Below are 18,499 nucleotides of genomic sequence, written 5' to 3' on the forward strand. Positions count from 1 at the left end.
GTCTCAATCAATAGTATCGATCCAACGACAACGCTCGTTAACGATGTTGGATGTCTTATCGTTACCGATTCCCTTGGCGATCAGAGCTATTACCCTGTCATCGGTATCGTAGCCTATATGCGCATTAATTGGATTGGCCAACTTGCCAAGGCCGAACGCGTCAAAAATTGTGGCAACATTGATATTAATATTGGTTACGTCTATACATAGCCTGGAATCCAGGTATTTTTCAACGAACCCTCTAGGTACGGCATAACTGAGAAGATCATTAGGATCGCTGAAAGCAATAATCGATGTTTTAGAAAGCATGCGCTGATCATATTTATCCCCTTGGGGCCGGCAATAAGATGCTTTTTGGTTGTTCACTTCAGGCAGTTTTCGACCCAACTGCAGCATAGGCAATTGATTGGACATCATATAAATAGGGATTTCCTTGCGTTTTAATGCTTCAACCAGTTCCCTTGACTCGATTGAGTCGTCCTTATATTGACTGTTACGGGTATCCATTAAAGAAGCAATTCGCTGCATACCATCAATCGTGATGCGACTGCCAAGACTGTGGGAAATGAAAGCATACTGGTCATTATCAATATTGGTCGTTAGCGAGTTGTCATTAAATGAGCAGGCTTGTGCCTCATCATTCGGCAAGTTTTCCCAATTACTTTTAGTCATCCAGCAGAATGATTGTGTAAATGAAATCAGGATCTCTTCCCTGCTATCGCCCAAATAAATGATAGGGTCTGGTCCTGTGTCATTGGAAAATTTTTTCATCAGATCATTGATTTCCGCTCGGCGAAAGGAATATTCTCCGGAGTTGTCATAAGCCAGTACTTCCTTTTGCTTGGCGGTAATGACTGACCAGGTTAACTCGTAAAACATTAACTCCTTGGTTCTGTCCCTGCTCAGCAAACGGTTGATTCTCAAGTTGCCGAGATTCTTGGTGGTATCAAATGGGTCGGTCAAGGTAATATTCTTGTACTGCGCCGACATGACCGGCAAATCAAGTTCTTTAGCTAACTTTTCTACAAATTGTGTCGAATATCCCGGCAGATGATCCCCTACTCCGTGCACCATGAGCACTTTCATTTTTCCTTTCTGCAGATTCAGAAATGGCATAATTCCATTAAAGGATTTTCCCCATACTTCACAAAGACGCGTATCAACGGCTTGCTGCTTTTCCATGACGGCTTCGACAACACCTTTGCCAAAACTGGAACAACCACTTATTTGCGCGGCAACAACTGATAAAAAGAAAATTTTAAATAGTGGGTTCATGCGATATATTGATAAAACTCGTGCGATAAAACAAAAGTCAGAAATATTACCACTTACCTATAAAAACTGATAATCGATCTCAACCAGTAAACATTTCATGGAAGTATGACCCAGCATTCTTTATTAAAAAAACTATTCAGCTTTATTATTGTTTTAACAGGTATTCCATCATTACATGCGCAAAATTTACTGGAAACTTATGAATTGGCATTGGAAAACGATCCTGTTTTAAAGCAGGCCCTGGCTAATCAATTCGCCACCGATGAATTAAAAGATCAAAGTATCGCACGCTTTCTTCCGAATATTTCAGCAACCGCAACCAGCGGCAGAAATCGGTTGCATAATAAAAAAGCCAAGAATGCTCAATTTTCGGATTTTCGTGGCTTGCAAGTTAACCAAGAATACTGGAACCATACGTTTAGTCTGGATCTGGCTCAACCATTATTTCATTGGGATCACTGGATACAGTTGAGCCAATCCGACAATCAAATCGCCCAGGCTGAGGCTTCTTACCAAGCGGAGTTGCAGAACCTGATGGTCAGAACAACCGAGGCCTATTTCAATATTCTATCGGCCGAGGATAATCTGGAATTTACCCGGGCGGAAAAAACCGCTATAGCCCGGCAGCTTGAACAGGCGAAGCAACGATTTGAAGTCGGACTCATCGCCATTACCGATGTTCATGAGGCGCAGGCGGCCTTCGATCAGGCCAGCGCCAGTGAGATAGAAGCCGTTAATAACCTGGATAATCAAAAGGAAGCCTTAAGGGAAATAATCGGTGACAACGAAGCATTATTGGATTCACTTGACGAAAAGCTGCCTTTGGCCCAACCCGAACCCATGGACATTGCAGCCTGGAGTAACTCTGCGGAAATAAATAATTTCAATATCATTTCCGCGGTCAATGAGGCTGAAGTTTTTCGTAAATCAATTGACCTGCAACGTAATGGACACATGCCTCAATTAGATCTGGTTGCCTCTTACGGGGTATCCGATGATAACAGCAGTTTTGGTTTGCGCGGCGATATGCAATCAGTGGGTGTGCAGTTAAATGTACCTTTGTTTGAAGGCGGAGCGGTCAATTCACGTACCCGCCAGGCCGGTTATGAATATGAAGCCGCCAAAGAAAGACTGACCGCTGTCAAGCGCTCGGTAAAACGCCAGGTAAAGGATGCATTTCGAGGCGTAATGTCCAGCATAAGTCGGGTAAAAGCCTTGAAGGCGACGATAATCTCGGCTGAAAGCGCCCTGGAAGCGACTGAGGCAGGTCTTGAAGTAGGAACACGGACCATGGTGGAAGTGCTGGCCGAACAACGTAATTTATACCGGGTTAAACGGGACTATGCACGTAGCCGGTACGATTATCTGATTAATGGCATTAGACTCAAGCAGGCCGCCAGTAACCTTGCAATAGAAGATCTTGAGCAAATTAACCAGTTGCTGATGACCGATGCAGGCAAAAATTAGAGACTGCCGAAGCAGTCTCTTACAACAGTCACTAAGCCGATTTCACGGCTGTCACTAGCGCATTGGCGGCCATCCTATGACTCAGATTAATCTGAACAAACCCGGCCTCTTGCAGTTGGTTTAACGCTACGGACTCGCGCATGATATGGTTTTCGGACTCGTCACTGAATAAATGCACTATCCAGTTTTCCAATAGTTCAAGTTTATTGGCTTCGGTTAATATTCTGAAATAATCATTGACCTCTTGCTGAACGATACGCGTATGCATGGAAATATCATCCAAACCATAACGATCGCCATTAATAAACTGCCCGCCTGGCTTCAGTACCCGGAAAATCTCCTCTATCACTTCCTGGCGGTAGGTATTCAGGAAATTGTGCAAAGTATAAGCCGAGGCCACGATATCAACGCTGCCGTCCTCCAGATTCTTTAAGGCAGTCAAGGCATCGTCGCCACAAAAAGTCAGTCTCCCGTCATCCATCCACCTTTTCAGATGCTTCTTGGCTTGATCCTGCATAGTCGGCTCATTATCGATACTGAAAACGCTTGAAGCTTCCCTGGCGGTTAATATTGATAATGTGGTGATGCCTGTTCCACTACCCAGTTCGACGATGTTTAATTTGTCTGTATTTAGTTCAGGATATTCAGCTACTTTGGCGCCGACCAGTCGACTCATTTCCGCTGCTAAGGGACTAATCAGTTTCAACATTTCATAGTCCTGCCCTATTACTCCGGAGAACATTGCATCGTAATGAGATTTTTTATTTGTCATGATTTAGATTCCTGTTTGCGCGCGTAAGCAGCTAATTGCTCAGTTGTCGCTTCGGTTTGGAACTTATCCTTCCACTCGCTGTAAGGCATTCCGTAAATCACTTCTCTGGCTTGTTCATAATCCATGTCGATTCCGCGCTCTGCCGCAGCGGCCATATACCATTTCGCCAGACAGTTTCTGCAGAAATCGGCCAAAATCATTAAATCAATATTTTGGACTTCGGTATGCTTTTGTAAATGGCTGATTAACTGCCTGAATGCAGCGGCCTCTAATTCAATTTGTGAATTGCTATTCATAGATTTCCTCCAAAAATATTGAATATTCTAGCAGATACGTACATCGAGTTATGTACATTCACGAGCAAAAATTTTACAATGACACGTTATCAAGTTTGCCTAGCAGACGAGTCAATATATGGAAATTCACAGTTCATCGTTAACGTTTTCGCCTATCGGCCATAACCGACAATTCATCGGAAAAAATGACGGCGCGCAAAACAAAAACGAAGCAAATGAACTTTCTATTGTTAAAAAGTCTCATAATCCACGGTTTAATCGGGTCCTTTCGCCCGATGAGATAAAAGAAACGCTCGATAATGCCAATTTAAGTCTTGATCGGCATAATACGTATAGACCAACTGATATACGAATTTTAAAGGCGCTTGACGCCTATCGTCAGGAAATTAATCAGCCTCTACTTGATCAACGTATTGAATTGATCACAGGAATAGACACTTATGTCTGACAACTTTCACTTTTAGCTTCTATGAATCAGCTTTTCGAATTTTTCCCTATTATCTTATTTTTTATTGCGTTTAAGCTTTACGATATCTATGTCGCTACCGCGGTTGTTATCGTAGCGACGATTATTCAAGTTGCCTATGCCTGGTTTAAACACCGCAAAGTTGAAACCATGCAATGGATCACCCTGATTCTGATTCTTGTAATGGGCGGCGCCACCATCTATTTACAGGATGAGCAATTTATCAAATGGAAACTTTCCATTATAGAGTGGTTGTTTGGCCTTGCGTTTTTAGGTAGTCAATTTGTCGGTAAAAAACCTTTCGTTGAAAGAATGATGTCCCGTAGCTTGACGTTGCCCGCCCAGATCTGGAAACGATTGAATCTTATGTGGGCCAGTTTCTTTATCAGCGTCGGATTTATTAATTTGTACGTCATGTATAACTTCAACACTGACGACTGGGTAACTTTTAAGACATTCGGCGTGCCGGGACTAATGGTTATTTTTATTTTGGTGCAAATGATTTTTATCTACAAATATATCCCCGAAACAGAGGAATAAATCGTGTTATACGCAATTATCAGTGAAGATGCAGCGAACAGCCTGGAAAAAAGAATGACCGCGCGACCGGATCATCTTAAAAGATTGCAAGCCCTTCAGGATGCCGGTCGATTGATTCTGGCCGGTCCCCACCCTGCCATAGATACTGAAAACCCCGGGGAAGCCGGTTTTACCGGCAGCCTCGTGGTGGCTGAATTTGATAACCTGGAAGCTGCCCAGCAATGGGCCGATGCCGATCCCTATATTGATGCCGGCGTATATACACAGGTCACTGTTAAACCATTTAAAAAAGTCTTACCTCAATGACAACCCATACCATCAAACAATTATTAAATGACGCCTTCCAGCCCGAGCTTCTGGAGATTATAGACAATAGTGCCGCTCATGCCGGACATGCCGGAGCACGCAGCGGGGGCGGGCACTATCATGTCACTATCGTAGCCGACGCTTTTGAAGGTAAGTCTTTGGTTCAAAGGCACCAGCTAATCTATAAGGCGCTGGGCGATATGATGAAACACCAAATTCATGCTTTAGGCATCAATGCTCTCTCACCCTCTGAACATAGAACATAAGGAAAAGTATAAATGAAAAAAAAGATCATCCCTTTACTGCTTGCAGGTACCGCGCTAGTTTCAGGTTGTAACGAAGAAAAAGCGACCACAGCCACCCCTTCTGCGCCCGTGGTGCAAAAAGAGGATGCCGTTGCTGTTGTAAACGGCAAATATATCAGTAAAGATACATTGGCAGAGTTGGAAAGTGAAGTTGCCGAGCGAGCTCATGGGCAGGTATTCCCTAAGGAAAAACTGATAGAGGAACTGATTCAACGTGAATTACTGGTCCAGGAAGCTTTGAAAAAAGGACTGGACAAGTCGCCTGAGGTTGTGCAGCGTCTTGAAACGCTCAAAAAATCTTTATTATCGCAAGCCGTTCTGCAAGATTATTTAAAAGCAAATCCGGTAACCGATGAAGAGATAAAAGCGGAATATGACAGCAAAGTTGCAGCTGAAAAAGGTACTGAATATAAAGCACGTCACATTCTGGTCAAGACTGAAGATGAAGCTAAAAAATTGATTGCAAAACTGGACAAAGGCGCAAACTTTGCTGAGTTGGCAAGCAAACACTCTACCGATACTTCGTCCGAGGGCGGTGACCTGGGATGGTTTACAGCCAACCAGATGGTCGCCCCTTTCTCTCAAGCGGTAGAGACACTGGAAAATGGCAAATATACAAAAACTCCGGTACAAACACAGTTTGGCTGGCATGTTATTTTGAGAGAAGATTCTCGCCCGCAAACACCTCCGCCGTTCGAAGCGGTGAAAGAACAACTGGCGCCTTACCTGCAACGACAGAAAGTGCAATCCATGATCGAAAACCTGCGTAAGCAGGCACAAGTGGAAGTTCTGGTGCCGACGGCGGAAGAACAACCTAAACCTGAAGCCGCAGAGCCAGCGGCACCCGCCGGCGAGCCGGCGACTACAGAAGAACAACCGGCTGTTGAACCGACGCAGGAAGGTGCCGCCCCAACTGAAGAAGGCGCTGCTCCTGAGGCAGAAAAACCAGCGGCCACGGAGACAAAATAAGCGGCCTGCGTATAAAAAAGGGCGGTTTACCGCCCTTTTTTTATGCTATTTTTTCCAGATACTGCAAAATAAACTGAACACTCCGATTCCCTCTGAATTCATTAATGTCCAACTTGTAAACTACCCTGCAAGTTCTCAGACCCAACCATTGTTCAGGGCGATCCACATAAAAAGCGATAGCATCGACCAGCAGGTCGCCTGCAGGCTTTCTTAATACCAGTTTAAGATGGCGCTGCCCGACTATACGCGCTTGAATAACATCAAACACCCCGTCAAAGACAGGCTCCGGGAATTCCTGTCCCCAGGTGCCGGCATTTTGTAATAACTCGGCAAATTCAATCGAGAGTTCGTTTTCAGATAGTTCGCCATCCGAATAAATCTTTAACTCCAGATCAACATTCGCTAAACGCTTTCTGACCATTTCATCGAAGGCCAGGGCGAAAGACGGATAATCATGCATTTTCAAGCTCAGACCCGCAGCCATGGCGTGACCACCAAACTTGCTCAGCAATTTAGGATGCTCGACGGCAATATCACTTAACACATCACGAATATGAACACCGGGGATCGAACGCGCGGAGCCTTTTATTTCGTCTTTGCCGGCCGAAGCAAAGGCAATAACGGGGCGATGCAGCCTATCCTTGATTCGCGAAGCCAATATGCCGATCACGCCCTGATGCCAGTCCGCATTGAACAAACAGACTCCGGCAGGCAAATGGTGTTCATCAAGGGTTTTCATTTCTTTTAACAAGGCGATAGCCTCATTTTTCATTTGTCCTTCAATTTCCCGCCTGTCATTGTTGAGATCATCAAGCTGAAGCGCTATTTCCCTGGCATGTGCCGGATCATCGGTTAACAGACATTCAATGCCCAATGACATATCATCCATGCGGCCTGCCGCATTGAGTCTTGGCCCCAGCGCAAATCCCAGGTCCGATGAACTGATGGATTGCAGCCGTTTGCCCGATATCTCGATCAGTGCATTCAAGCCCGGATGCCCTCTTCCCGTACGTATCCTTAACAAGCCTTGATAGACCAAGATTCGGTTGATTTGATCCAGAGGAACCACGTCTGCAACCGTGCCTAAGGCCACGTAATCGAGTAACTGACCCAGATTCGGTTCCTGGATTTGATGCCGATCAAACCAGTGCTGCTCTCTTAAGCGGCTACGCAATGCCATTAACACGTAAAAAATCACCCCCACACCCGCCAGAGAACCGCTCGGAAATTTATCATCGGGTAGATTGGGATTGACGATGGCGTCGGCGGCCGGAAGTTCATGTCCCGGCAAATGGTGGTCCGTTACCAGAACGGTTAATCCTGATTCCTTGGCCGCTTTGACGCCGTCAATACTTGAGATGCCGTTATCAACGGTAATGATCATGTCAGGCTTTTGCTGCTTGACCAAATCAACAATTTCAGGCGTCAGACCATAACCGTATTCAAAGCGATTAGGGACAATGAATGAAACCTGCCCTGCCCCCAGCAATTGCAAGCCTTTGACCGCCACGGCACAGCTGGTTGCGCCGTCCGCATCAAAGTCGGCTACGATGGAAATTCTTTTCCCCGCATCGATTGCAGTAACCAAATGTGTCACCATCGCTTCCATGCCGGACAACAGCCATGGCGATGGCAGCTTTGTCAGCGTCCTGTCCAGATCAGCTTCAGACGTTAATCCTCTGGCTAAATAGATCCGCTCCAGTACGGGATGAAGCTCGCCGAACTGAGGACGTTTTTTACCTATGGGCCGGGCAATGATGTTTTTTCTCGCTTCTGGGTAATACATGTAATTCAATAAGTTAGCGGAATTAACGCAACGGCGATTTAAACGATATATGTGCAGGCAATGTGGTTCGAATCAACAAATTGCTGGAAATTCAGTCGGTATCGCTCTGCTAGCCATTGATATCAGATAAAGGGATGACCGCCTATTATAATGGATACAGCATCATGGTCATCAATTCTTCCCGGTTTCTTCATATTTTTGTCATTTCCAGAATCTATAGTATAGCCGAAGCCCAAGCAATCCCGGCTTACTCAAAATCTTCATAAAAATCCACGGAAAATGAACATGAATAAAATCTTTTTAACCTCTCTTCCCCTGCTGGCAGCAGTTGGGGCTTTCCATCCTATCACCAGTGCCGCGAATGATGTCAAGGGACCGATGGCCTTTAAACCCATCCCCGGCTCTGCTTATAACGAGTTAACCAATGATCCCGCCATTTTGAATGAATCGACATGGTTGATTCCGGAAGGCTTCAAGCAGTCCATTGTGTCTGATGAATCCGATTTAAATATCTACATCAACCAGGACTGGCCCGATATGAATACGGTCAATGAGACCCGAATCCAGGCTGGCCGTTATTTGTATCGTACTCATGAAGTCCGTCCGGGCAATGATCAACGCAATGACGGAAAATTAGGTGGAACGGTTTCCGTGGTCGATTTACGAACCGGCATCGCCAAGGAACTGGCGGCAAGAGAAGATTGGGAAGCTCTGGATGGTCTGGTCTGGACACCCTGGCACACGCTTCTGGTTGCCGAGGAAACAAACGCGGGCGGTTATCCAGACCCCGATTATCCGCTTGCTACAGGAGGCTTGGTTTATGAAATCGAGCTGGACAAAAAAGACCCCTCAACGGCAAAAAAAGTGACCGCGCGTCCATTGCTGGGCTCAATTGCTCATGAAGGGATCGAGACCGATGATGAAGGCAATGTCTATGTGATCGATGAAGACCGTGCGCCGGGCGGATCCATTTTCAAGTTCGTGCCGGATAACTACGGCGATTTGAGTAGCGGCAAATTGTTCGCGCTGCGGGTTAAAAATGGCGGGCAAACCGGAGAAGCCGAATGGGTGGAGCTACAACTGGACCCGGTTACATTTGATGCACAAGCAGCGGCAGAGCAAGTCGGGGCAACGAGTTACTGTCGTCCTGAAGATTTGGAGCGTATCGGCAAAACGTTATACGCCGCGTTAACCTGCGAACCGCGTATCGGCGGTAAAGATGGCCCTGGCGCCGTGTTAGCCATTAGCCTGAATGAAATGCCGATGGTCAGTTACTTCGTTGAAGCAGGCGTCAATATAGCAACGGAAAACAAAGCTGCCGGTATAACCGGACTTAAGAGTCCTGACAATTTAGCTAATGGCCCTGACGGCAAGTTATGGATCGTAGAAGATAACGTGCCCAGCGATATTTGGGTGGCTGAACCTGATAACGACGGCGATGGCCATGCGGACGGCGTGCATCTGTTTGCATCACTGAAAGATAATGCGGCAGAAGGGACCGGTATCTATTTCGGCAAGGACCCACAGAAACTGTTCGTGAATATCCAGCATTCCGGAACAGGCAATGATAAAACGATGGAAATCACTAAAATCAAAAAACTTCATAAAAGCGATAAAAAACATAACGATTGATTTTATACGCGTTGCGTCGTTATTCGATCAGTAGCGCAACCCGCACATGCCGAGCCGCATCTTTTCAATTAGGATGCGGCTTTTTTATTGCCTGTTCCGATGGGCCTCCCGTTCAGTTTAACTTAACGGAAGCGGCTCGGCCTGACCGAGTAACAGCTGAAGAGAAAACAGCACCAGCCAGAATCCGGCCAGGCCATAAAGCAAAAACATCAGCCAGAAACCGGTCGGCTGCTTATCCTTGCTGACTTCCAATCTCCCTTTGAAGCCATTCGGTCCGCAAGGTAGCCATCCGGTGCCCAAGGCACGATAATCCACGAGCAAAAGGCCAGCCCCCAGGCAAAGAAACAAGACTCCCTGAAACAGCGCCATCAGATATTCCCCCGGTTTTAGTTTTAAACCGGACAAATGCCGGTCACATGGAATCAATCAGCATGAACTAGTACTTAGTCAGTCTTGTTCTGACGAGTAAAATTTGCAGAGTATTCATAGCGTGCGATTAGTGCGAATGAATTCGCACCTACAATTTACCCGTCATAATTAAATTGACTGACTACTAGTACTTAGTCATTGTTGTATTGTCGGATAAAGTTTTTTCAATTTTACCCGAGCATCTTGATTGGTAAATTGCCATTCCATGGGTTTTGAAATCGAATTTCGTTTGTCTTGCCAGGCAGCGACTTCGTTTTTCAAGACCTCTTGATTCGGAATGCGCCGATCCAAACATTGTCTTGATAAGATGCTCAACTCGATTTCCGCCATATTAAGCCAACTGCCGTGCTTGGGCGTGTAATGGATTTCCAGTTTATCCAAAATTCGCCGCGCCTCTTGTGGTTCAAAGGCCTTATAAAGCGAAGCCCCGGTGTGCGTGTTCAAGTTATCCATGACCAAGGTAATCCGCTTGGCGTGCGGATGGATGACATCGACTAAATACCGTATTTGATGCGCCCAATCCACCGCCGTTCTTTGATCGGTCACGACCACCTGTCGCTGCCCGGCCAACGGTTCGAAGAACATGAACAAATTGCTGACCCCATTGCGTTCATATTCCGTGTCGTACTTTTCCACCGAACCCGGCTTAGCGGGTATCGGTTCGCGTGTTTCTTTAATCTGTTGCTTGCTGCTTTCATCCATGCAGACCAAAGGATAGGCTTCGTCGTAGGGCCGGTGATAAACGTCCAAAACCGCCTCCATGGCGCAAACGAATTCGGCACTGGCTTTAGCCGGTATGCACCATTCCTTCTTTTGCCAAGGTTTCAATTCATTTTTTTTAATGTTCGTCGAATGGTTTCATGGGAGACGCTTTCCACATAACCCAGTTCAACCATGTGTTGTCCCAGCAAACGTAAGGTCCAACGGCTATGACCCTCGGGCGCCTCACTACAGGCCAACGCAATCAAATGCGCTTCGTTTTCACCGTCAATCACCTTTTTTTTAACCCGCTGTTGTTTCGCTCGCGCCAACGCGGCTTCTAATCCCTTTTCAACTAATCGCTGCCTAACTCTCTCTACCGTGCGCGTTGAAATGCCGAAGGCTTCACTGATTTGGCGATCTGTCCACTGACCTCCCAAGGGACTGACATCCGCTTTCAGGAGTATTTCCGCATGAAGCCTCTTGTAAGCCACCGCTTTTCCTCGCCGCACCAAGCCTTCCAAATCATTACGTTCTTCTTTACTTAGCCGGACTATATATTTCTTTGCTGCCAATTTCTCGGTTCCATTAACGGGGAAAGCAACAGATGTGGGGGCAATATCCGACATATCAAGTATGACTAAGTACTAGACTTTGACCAGAGGCGCATGCCAAAACGGCAACACATAGCACTTAATACGGTTCATGCGGAATTCACCGCCTGGATGCCATTCAAAATAAAAAGCCGACATTCGCCGGCTTTTTATAAACGGTTCAGATTACAGATTACATGTTATCCAGAATCGCCTTCTTGACGGCATCCAGACTGGCTTCAATCGTAACAGGATGGGCGGCTTCGCATTGCTTGATGGCGCTATCGGGATCTTTCAAGCCATTACCGGTTAACGTACAGACAACTTTGCTGCCCTCTGGGATTTTTCCGGTGCTGATATCATGCAATGCTCCCGCTAATGAAGTGGCCGATGCCGGCTCGCAGAACACGCCTTCATATTGAGACAGCATTTTTTGGGCCGCCAGAATCTGCTCGTCCGAAAATTTATTGAACCAGCCGCCGGATTCTTTTTGCGCCGCCCAGGCCAAATCCCAGGATTGCGGATGGCCGATGCGGATGGCTGTGGCAACCGTTTCCGGCTCGTCAACCATTTGGCCGAGCACGAACGGCGCCGCTCCGGCCGCTTGGTATCCGCACATGATCGGACGCGTTTTGGTGACCGCTTGATGTGTATCGGTATCGGTTGAATATTCCTTATAACCTTTCCAGTAGGCGCTGATATTGCCGGCATTGCCGACAGGCAGGCAGTGGTAATCGGGAGCGCAGCCAAGTTCGTCAACGATCTCGAAAGCCGCTGTCTTCTGGCCTTCGAGCCTGAACGGATTGATCGAGTTGACAATCGTGACGGGAGCATGATCGGCTACTTCCTTAACCAGCGCCATGCCTCTATCGAAATTGCCGTTAATCTGGATGATTTCAGCGCCGTACATCAAGGTCTGCGCCAGTTTGCCCAGGGCGATCTTGCCTTCGGGTATCAAGACAAAAGCTTTGATGCCGGCGCGAACCGCATAAGCCGCAGCGGCGGCCGACGTGTTGCCTGTCGATGCACAGATAATAGCCTTGCTGCCATCTTCCACGGCTTTGGTCACGGCCATCGTCATGCCGCGGTCTTTAAATGAACCAGTGGGATTCAGCCCCTCGTACTTGACATAAATGTCGACATCCTTACCTATCAGCCGAGGTATGTTTTGCAGCTGAATAAGCGGGGTGTTGCCCTCGCCCAGACTGATCAGACGCGTGGTTTCACTGACCGGTAAACGGTCTCTGTAATGTTCGATAAGACCGGTGTAACGTTTACGAATAGACATGTTTTTTTATTTATCCCAAAGTTTCTAGGCGGATTCGGTTGACTTTACCGCTAACCGTCGGTAAAGCTTCAATTTCAGCAATGGCCGCATTCATCTCTTTTTCAAGCGTGATCTGGGTCAGCATGATGATCGGCAACGATGTTTTGCCATCCAGTGCTTCTTTCTGAACAATAGCTTCTATACTGATCTGGTGATTGGCAAGAATTCTTGTCACTTCAGCCAGGACACCGGGTTTATCCTCGGCATGCAAGCGTAGATAATAAGACGTCTTGAATCTGTCCGGCGACAAGACCGGTATATTTGCCAGCGCATTGGCCTGAAAAGCCAAATGCGGAACTCTGTTTTCAGGATCGCCGGTTAATGCCCGCACGACATCAATGACATCGGCGACCACGGCGGAAGCCGTCGGTTCCGCGCCGGCACCGGCACCGTAGTATAACGTCGGGCCGACCGCATCGCCTTTGACCAGTACGGCATTCATGACGCCGTCGACATTGGCGATCAGGCGGCGCGCAGGTATCAGGGTCGGGTGGACTCGTAATTCAATGCCCTCAGGCGTTTTGCGGGCGATGCCTAAATGTTTGATCCGGTAGCCCAAGGCATCGGCATATTCGACATCTTCACGCGTGATCCGGGTAATGCCTTCGGTAAAAACCTTGTCGAATTGCAGCGGGATGCCGAAAGCAATGGATGCCAGTATCGTTAATTTATGACCTGCGTCGATGCCTTCAACATCGAATGTAGGGTCGGCCTCGGCGTAGCCTAATGCTTGTGCCTCAGCCAAAACATCGGAAAAATCACGGCCCTTATCGCGCATTTCGGTCAGAATGAAATTGCTGGTGCCGTTGATAATACCGGCCAGCCACTGGATCTGATTGCCGCTTAAGCCTTCACGTATAGCTTTAATGATGGGAATGCCGCCGGCGACAGCCGCTTCAAACGCCACCATGACACCTTTTTCGCTGGCTTTGGCGAAGATCTCGTTGCCGTGTAAGGCAATCAGGGCTTTATTAGCCGTGACGACATGCTTGCCGTTGGCGATTGCCTTCAGGATCATTTCCTTAACCAGACCGTCGCCGCCAATCAGTTCCAGAACAATGTCGATTTCCGGATCGTTGATGATTTCAAAAGGGTCTGTTGTTAAGGTAATGCCTTGCGTGTCGCAAATGCGTTCCCGGTTTAAATCCCTCGCCGATGCGCGGGTGATTATGATTTCGCGGCCTGCCCGGCGTGCGATTTCCGCTGCATTACGCTTTAAAACATTGACGGTACCGCCTCCGACTGTACCTAATCCCAAAACCCCCACTTTTACCGGTTTCAACTCAAACTCCTGCACAAAGTATTATTCTAGATAAATTCAACATTATATAAGGTTGTCTTTCTTCAACATATTACGAATACCGCGAACAGCTTGGCGGGTCCTGTGCTCATTTTCAATCAGACCGAACCGGACATGGTCATCTCCGTACTGGCCGAAACCAATACCGGGAGAAACCGCCACTTTGGCTTCCGACAGCAATTTCTTCGAAAATTCCAGGGAGCCCATTTCCTTGTAAGGTTCCGGAATGGGCGCCCAGACAAACATCGTGGCCTTCGGTTTTTTAACCGGCCAACCGGCGGCGGTCAGGCCGTCGCACAGTACATCGCGGCGCTTTCTATACATCTCGGCAATTTCAGTCAGGCAATCCTGCGGGCCTTCCAGCGCGGTAATCGCCGCGATCTGGATAGGTGTAAAGGTACCGTAGTCCAGATAAGATTTGATACGAGCCAAAGCAGCGACAAGTTGCTTGTTGCCGCACATAAAACCGACCCGCCAGCCTGGCATGTTGTAGCTTTTCGATAGCGAGAAAAACTCGACAGCCACTTCTTTTGCCCCCGGAACCTGAAGAATGGACGGAGCCTTGTAGCCGTCGAACACGATGTCGGCATAAGCGATATCGTGTACTATCCAGATCTTGTGTTCCTTGGCCAGGGCGATTATCTTTTCAAAAAACTCCAATTCCACGCACTGTGTGGTCGGATTACCGGGGAAATTGAGAATCAGCATTTTTGGCTTAGGCCAGGAATCGACAATGGCTTTTTCCAGTTCCTCAAAGAAATCAATGCCGGGGACCAGAGGAATATGCCGCAGATCGGCGCCGGCGATAACCACGCCGTAAGGATGAATCGGATAAGCTGGACTGGGCACCAGCACGATATCGCCGGGACCTAAAGTCGCCAATGCCAGATGCGCGAGACCTTCTTTCGAGCCTATTGTGACAATCGCTTCGGTTTCAGGATCCAGATCAACATCGAAGCGGTTTTTATACCAGTTGCAAATAGCTCTTCTGAGCCTGGGAATGCCTTTGGAAACAGAATAACGGTGCGTATCCCCTCGCTGCGTCGCCTCAACCAGTTTCTTGACAATATGCTCGGGCGTAGGCTGATCCGGGTTTCCCATGCCAAAATCGATAATGTCTTCTCCGGCTGCGCGGGCTTTAGCTTTAAGCTCATTAACAATGTTAAAAACATAAGGAGGTAAGCGACTTATTCTATGAAATTGTTCCATTAACAGCCCTTGAGGAATAGAGTGTACAAGTGATAATAAAAAAACAGCCTAAAGTACTGTTGTTGCTGAGCCATGTCAAATATTTGACTTAAGGATAGGCCAGTGAAGCCGGGGCATACAGTTTAATGTGACGCGGATAATACCTGCTCCACGCGGATCAAATCCTCAGGCGTATCGACCCCGGCCGTCGGTGACTGGGCGACGACTTTTACCCGTATGGATTCACCGTTCCATAGAATTCTCAGCTGCTCCAAAGATTCAACCGACTCCAGCGGTGATGCTTCCCACTGACAATAACGGTTCAAGAAATCAACCGTATAAGCGTACATGCCGATATGCCGAAGATACGGCATCTTTCCCGATGGCATGCCGCCGGCATGATCAAAGCCGCCTCTTTCCCACGGGATGGGCGCGCGACTGAAATAAAGCGCCAGGCCGGCTTTATTCAATACGACTTTAACGGCGTTTGGATTAAAAATTTCCTCGTTGTCCACGATTTCAGCAGCCAGCGTGGCTATGCCCGCCTGCTGCTGCCCGGCTAATGCCGAGGCCACCTCGCGAATATAAGCCGGAGGTATCAGCGGCTCATCGCCCTGCAGGTTAACGATAATCTCTTCATGTCCCCAGCCGCACAGTCTGGCCACTTCGGCAATGCGCTCGGTACCGCTTTGATGATCCGGGCTGGTCATGATGGCTTTAATACCCTGCTCATTGACCGTTTGCAGGATTCTTTCGTCATCGGTGGCGACGATAATTTCATCGGCATCGGCTTCACGCGCACGCTCGCAGACATGTGCAATCATGGGTTTGCCGGCAATGCTCAATAACGGCTTGCCTGGCAACCTTGTGGAGGCGTATCGGGCGGGGATGACAACTTTGAAACGCAGGCTCATTTATGTAAAGCGTCGATTTCATCAAGGCTTAATTCGCGCGCTTCATCCTCCAGCATGACCGGAATGTCATCACGGATGGGAAAAGCGAGGTGATCGGCTTTACAGATTAATTCCTGTTTGGCTTTATCGTAGAGCAACGGGCTTTTACATAAAGGACAGGCCAGAATATCGAGTAATTTTTTATCCATTGTGCTTTGTTTTCAATAAGTTTAATAATTGTTCGGAAAATTCCGGTGCAAGGACGGCTTTTACCGGCACATACCAGTGTCGCGGGCCTGCGAAAGCCGTGCATTTTACCGCATCCTTTTCAGTCATCAACACCGGTTTGTCATCATTGAATTCGATATCATGCGGTGCAAATTTGTAATGGTCGGGAAAGCTGCGCGTTATGCAGGACACGCCGGCAGCCTCCAACAGCTTGAAGAAACGCTCAGGATTGCCAATACCCGCCAAGGCATGGCATTCACTGGCGCTGAAATCCTGCAATGGCTTTTGTCGCCCGGTGGCTAAATTGATCGCATTGTCGCCGGTCAGCCGCATGGGGAATTCATTGTCTTCCGCTTCTCCGCCATTAACGACCCTGAAATCGACGCTTTGCAGCCTTTCTATCGGTTCCCTGAGCGGACCGGCCGGCAGGCAGTAGCCGTTGCCAAACCGCCGTTCGCCATCGATGACGGCGATCTCGATAGTACGTGCCAGGGCGTAATGCTGAAGGCCGTCATCCGAGACAATGACATCACAATCCGCCTGCGTCAGCAGCAGCTTGGCGGCATCCGCGCGTAAAGGACCGACCGCCATGGGACACCCCGTTTGTTTGGCCAATAACAAGGCTTCATCACCGACCCGTTCAGCGCTGCTGTTTGCATCAACCCGCTGAGGCCATGATTCAGCCGTGCCGCCATACCCCCGGCTAATGATGCCGGGTCTGTAACCGGCTTCCATCAACAGTCGAGTCAGCCAGATCACGAGAGGCGTTTTACCGGTACCGCCTACTGTAATATTGCCCACGATGATAACCGGAACGGGTACGGCCTGTGTTTTTAATAGGCCCAGACGGTACAAAAACTTGCGAAACCTGACCAGGTCACCGAACAAAAAGCCCAATGGACACAGCCAGACGCCGATGAACGGATCCTTATACCAGATATCTTGCGCCCATCGAGCCAGCGTCTTTTTCATTCTCCGGTTTTCGGCTCTAGCGTCGGAAAGGTGATATGCGTAAACCCTGCTTGCCCCGCACTGTCCAACGCCGCAATGACCGCCTGATGCGGCGTCTTGCCGTCGGCCTGGATAATAAAAGGAAGATGCGCGGCATGTTTGGCGAGCTTTTGCAATTCCTGTTTCAAGGCATCCCTGTTCTGATTGACCAGTTCATGCGGCAGGCCGTCCTCGCCTTTCAGGGAATAAACGCCGTTGGCATCGATAGTCAAGGTAATCATTTTCTCATGCGTTTCAGGTTCTGATCCCTTGGCTTCCGGCAGCTTGATATTGACTTCCGTTTGCCGGTTAAACGTGGTCGTGACCATGAAGAAAAGCAGCAACAAAAAAACCACATCAATCATGGGCGCCATGGAGATTTCAGGCGCTTCCCTTTTTTTACGGTGAAAATTCATCAGGCCTCCTCGCGCTCCCCATGCAGGACTTCGATCAGTTTTAACGCCTCCTCTTCCATATCGACGACGTATTCATCGACCAGTCGCTCAAAGTAACGATAAAAAATCAGACTGGGGATGGCGACGGTCAAGCCGGCGGCCGTGGTAATCAGGGCGACGGAAATACCGCCCGCCAAGGCATTGGGGTCACCGACGCCATTGACCATAATGCCGGAAAAAACCTCGATCATGCCGAGCACGGTGCCCAATAAGCCAAGTAAAGGCGCAATCGAGGCAATAGTCCCCAGCGCATTGAGAAAGCGATCCAGGTCATGCACGACTTGCCGGCCGGCTTCTTCAATGCATTCCTTCATGACTTCGCGTCCATGATCGATATTGGCGAGACCTGCCGCCAGAATGCAGCCTAAAGGCGAACTGGTCTTCAATCGGTGCAACGCCATTTTGTCCAGCTTTTGTTCTCGGAACAGATTCCATACCTGCGGAACGAGCTCCGGCGGCAAAATTTTCTTTTTTTGCAGAGTCCACAAACGTTCGGCAATAATACCCATTGCGCCGATTGAGCATAGAATGATTGGCAGCATCATCCAGCCGCCACTTTTTATCACTTCAAACACATTATTTC

General features: G+C 48.2%; 21 protein-coding genes. 7 read left to right on the plus strand and 14 right to left on the minus strand.

Going from position 1 to position 18,499, the window contains the following annotated elements:
- Nucleotides 1–3: 3 nt before the first annotated feature.
- Entirely contained in the window at nt 4–1,275 is a 1,272-nt protein-coding gene (locus METMA_RS0120865; protein ID WP_027147511.1) for a hypothetical protein, read from the minus strand.
- 105 nt (nt 1,276–1,380) lie between these two features.
- On the opposite strand from METMA_RS0120865, the gene METMA_RS0120870 reads away from it, so the two are divergent.
- A complete protein-coding gene (locus METMA_RS0120870) occupies nt 1,381–2,742 on the plus strand; it encodes a TolC family outer membrane protein (RefSeq protein ID WP_020161058.1) in 1,362 nt (453 codons plus the stop codon).
- 31 nt (nt 2,743–2,773) lie between these two features.
- On the opposite strand, the gene METMA_RS0120875 is transcribed toward METMA_RS0120870, so the two are convergent.
- The gene (locus tag METMA_RS0120875) at nt 2,774–3,514 is read right to left on the minus strand and encodes a class I SAM-dependent methyltransferase (protein ID WP_020161059.1); all 741 of its coding nucleotides are present in this window, start codon (nt 3,512–3,514) and stop codon (nt 2,774–2,776) included.
- Nucleotides 3,511–3,810, minus strand: a complete 300-nt coding sequence (locus METMA_RS0120880; RefSeq protein ID WP_020161060.1) for a DUF1244 domain-containing protein — start codon at nt 3,808–3,810, stop codon at nt 3,511–3,513. Before METMA_RS0120880 ends, METMA_RS0120875 begins: the two co-directional genes overlap by 4 nt.
- Nucleotides 3,811–3,928: 118 nt before the next feature.
- Between METMA_RS0120880 and METMA_RS0120885 the strand changes: the two genes are divergently transcribed.
- The 5 genes from METMA_RS0120885 to METMA_RS0120905 are packed head-to-tail and all read left to right on the plus strand — an operon-like array spanning nt 3,929 to nt 6,396.
- The gene (locus METMA_RS0120885; protein ID WP_020161061.1) at nt 3,929–4,258 is read left to right on the plus strand and encodes a hypothetical protein; all 330 of its coding nucleotides are present in this window, start codon (nt 3,929–3,931) and stop codon (nt 4,256–4,258) included.
- A gap of 21 nt (nt 4,259–4,279) precedes the next feature.
- Nucleotides 4,280–4,816 (plus strand): septation protein A, encoded by a 537-nt coding sequence (locus METMA_RS0120890; RefSeq protein WP_020161062.1) that lies wholly within the window; start codon nt 4,280–4,282, stop codon nt 4,814–4,816.
- A 3-nt stretch (nt 4,817–4,819) separates the two neighbouring features.
- The gene (locus METMA_RS0120895; RefSeq protein WP_020161063.1) at nt 4,820–5,122 is read left to right on the plus strand and encodes a YciI family protein; all 303 of its coding nucleotides are present in this window, start codon (nt 4,820–4,822) and stop codon (nt 5,120–5,122) included.
- The gene (locus tag METMA_RS0120900; protein ID WP_020161064.1) at nt 5,119–5,388 is read left to right on the plus strand and encodes a BolA family protein; all 270 of its coding nucleotides are present in this window, start codon (nt 5,119–5,121) and stop codon (nt 5,386–5,388) included. The genes METMA_RS0120895 and METMA_RS0120900 overlap by 4 nt, the downstream gene beginning before the upstream one ends.
- Before the next feature lie 12 nt (nt 5,389–5,400).
- Nucleotides 5,401–6,396 carry a peptidylprolyl isomerase gene (locus METMA_RS0120905; RefSeq protein ID WP_020161065.1) on the plus strand — a complete coding sequence of 332 codons (996 nt, stop codon included), beginning with the start codon at nt 5,401–5,403 and terminating at the stop codon, nt 6,394–6,396.
- A gap of 40 nt (nt 6,397–6,436) precedes the next feature.
- On the opposite strand, the gene recJ is transcribed toward METMA_RS0120905, so the two are convergent.
- On the minus strand, nt 6,437–8,182 hold the full coding sequence (gene recJ, locus METMA_RS0120910; protein WP_020161066.1) for a single-stranded-DNA-specific exonuclease RecJ: 1,746 nt from the start codon (nt 8,180–8,182) through the stop codon (nt 6,437–6,439).
- A 285-nt stretch (nt 8,183–8,467) separates the two neighbouring features.
- Here recJ and METMA_RS0120915 point away from each other — a divergent pair, with 285 nt between their 5' ends.
- Nucleotides 8,468–9,814, plus strand: a complete 1,347-nt coding sequence (locus METMA_RS0120915) for an alkaline phosphatase PhoX (RefSeq protein ID WP_156830576.1) — start codon at nt 8,468–8,470, stop codon at nt 9,812–9,814.
- 117 nt (nt 9,815–9,931) lie between these two features.
- Here the strand turns inward: METMA_RS0120915 and METMA_RS0120920 are convergent, their stop codons facing one another.
- The 10 genes from METMA_RS0120920 to METMA_RS0120975 form a co-directional block, all read right to left on the minus strand.
- Complete coding sequence (locus METMA_RS0120920) at nt 9,932–10,183, minus strand: hypothetical protein (protein WP_156830577.1); 252 nt, start codon at nt 10,181–10,183, stop codon at nt 9,932–9,934.
- A gap of 195 nt (nt 10,184–10,378) precedes the next feature.
- Nucleotides 10,379–11,571 (minus strand): IS630 family transposase gene (locus METMA_RS27245; RefSeq protein ID WP_408605817.1). Its coding sequence is split into 2 segments (ribosomal slippage): nt 10,379–11,085 and nt 11,085–11,571, totalling 1,194 coding nucleotides; the frame shifts between segments, so codons are not numbered across the junction.
- Between the two features lie 157 nt (nt 11,572–11,728).
- A complete protein-coding gene (gene thrC / locus METMA_RS0120940; protein WP_020161072.1) occupies nt 11,729–12,823 on the minus strand; it encodes a threonine synthase in 1,095 nt (364 codons plus the stop codon).
- 10 nt (nt 12,824–12,833) lie between these two features.
- Entirely contained in the window at nt 12,834–14,144 is a 1,311-nt protein-coding gene (locus tag METMA_RS0120945; protein ID WP_020161073.1) for a homoserine dehydrogenase, read from the minus strand.
- Between the two features lie 42 nt (nt 14,145–14,186).
- Nucleotides 14,187–15,371 carry an alanine transaminase gene (gene alaC, locus METMA_RS0120950; protein ID WP_020161074.1) on the minus strand — a complete coding sequence of 395 codons (1,185 nt, stop codon included), beginning with the start codon at nt 15,369–15,371 and terminating at the stop codon, nt 14,187–14,189.
- A gap of 122 nt (nt 15,372–15,493) precedes the next feature.
- The gene (kdsB, locus tag METMA_RS0120955) at nt 15,494–16,264 is read right to left on the minus strand and encodes a 3-deoxy-manno-octulosonate cytidylyltransferase (protein ID WP_020161075.1); all 771 of its coding nucleotides are present in this window, start codon (nt 16,262–16,264) and stop codon (nt 15,494–15,496) included.
- A complete protein-coding gene (locus METMA_RS0120960; RefSeq protein ID WP_020161076.1) occupies nt 16,261–16,452 on the minus strand; it encodes a Trm112 family protein in 192 nt (63 codons plus the stop codon). Before METMA_RS0120960 ends, kdsB begins: the two co-directional genes overlap by 4 nt.
- The gene (gene lpxK, locus METMA_RS0120965) at nt 16,445–17,443 is read right to left on the minus strand and encodes a tetraacyldisaccharide 4'-kinase (protein WP_020161077.1); all 999 of its coding nucleotides are present in this window, start codon (nt 17,441–17,443) and stop codon (nt 16,445–16,447) included. The genes METMA_RS0120960 and lpxK overlap by 8 nt, the downstream gene beginning before the upstream one ends.
- On the minus strand, nt 17,440–17,877 hold the full coding sequence (locus tag METMA_RS0120970) for an ExbD/TolR family protein (protein ID WP_020161078.1): 438 nt from the start codon (nt 17,875–17,877) through the stop codon (nt 17,440–17,442). Before METMA_RS0120970 ends, lpxK begins: the two co-directional genes overlap by 4 nt.
- Nucleotides 17,877–18,491, minus strand: a complete 615-nt coding sequence (locus METMA_RS0120975; protein ID WP_020161079.1) for a MotA/TolQ/ExbB proton channel family protein — start codon at nt 18,489–18,491, stop codon at nt 17,877–17,879. The genes METMA_RS0120970 and METMA_RS0120975 overlap by 1 nt, the downstream gene beginning before the upstream one ends.
- Between the last annotated feature and the right edge of the window lie 8 nt (nt 18,492–18,499).

Source organism: Methylobacter marinus A45, assembly GCF_000383855.1.
In the GTDB taxonomy this organism is placed as follows: domain Bacteria; phylum Pseudomonadota; class Gammaproteobacteria; order Methylococcales; family Methylomonadaceae; genus Methylobacter; species Methylobacter marinus.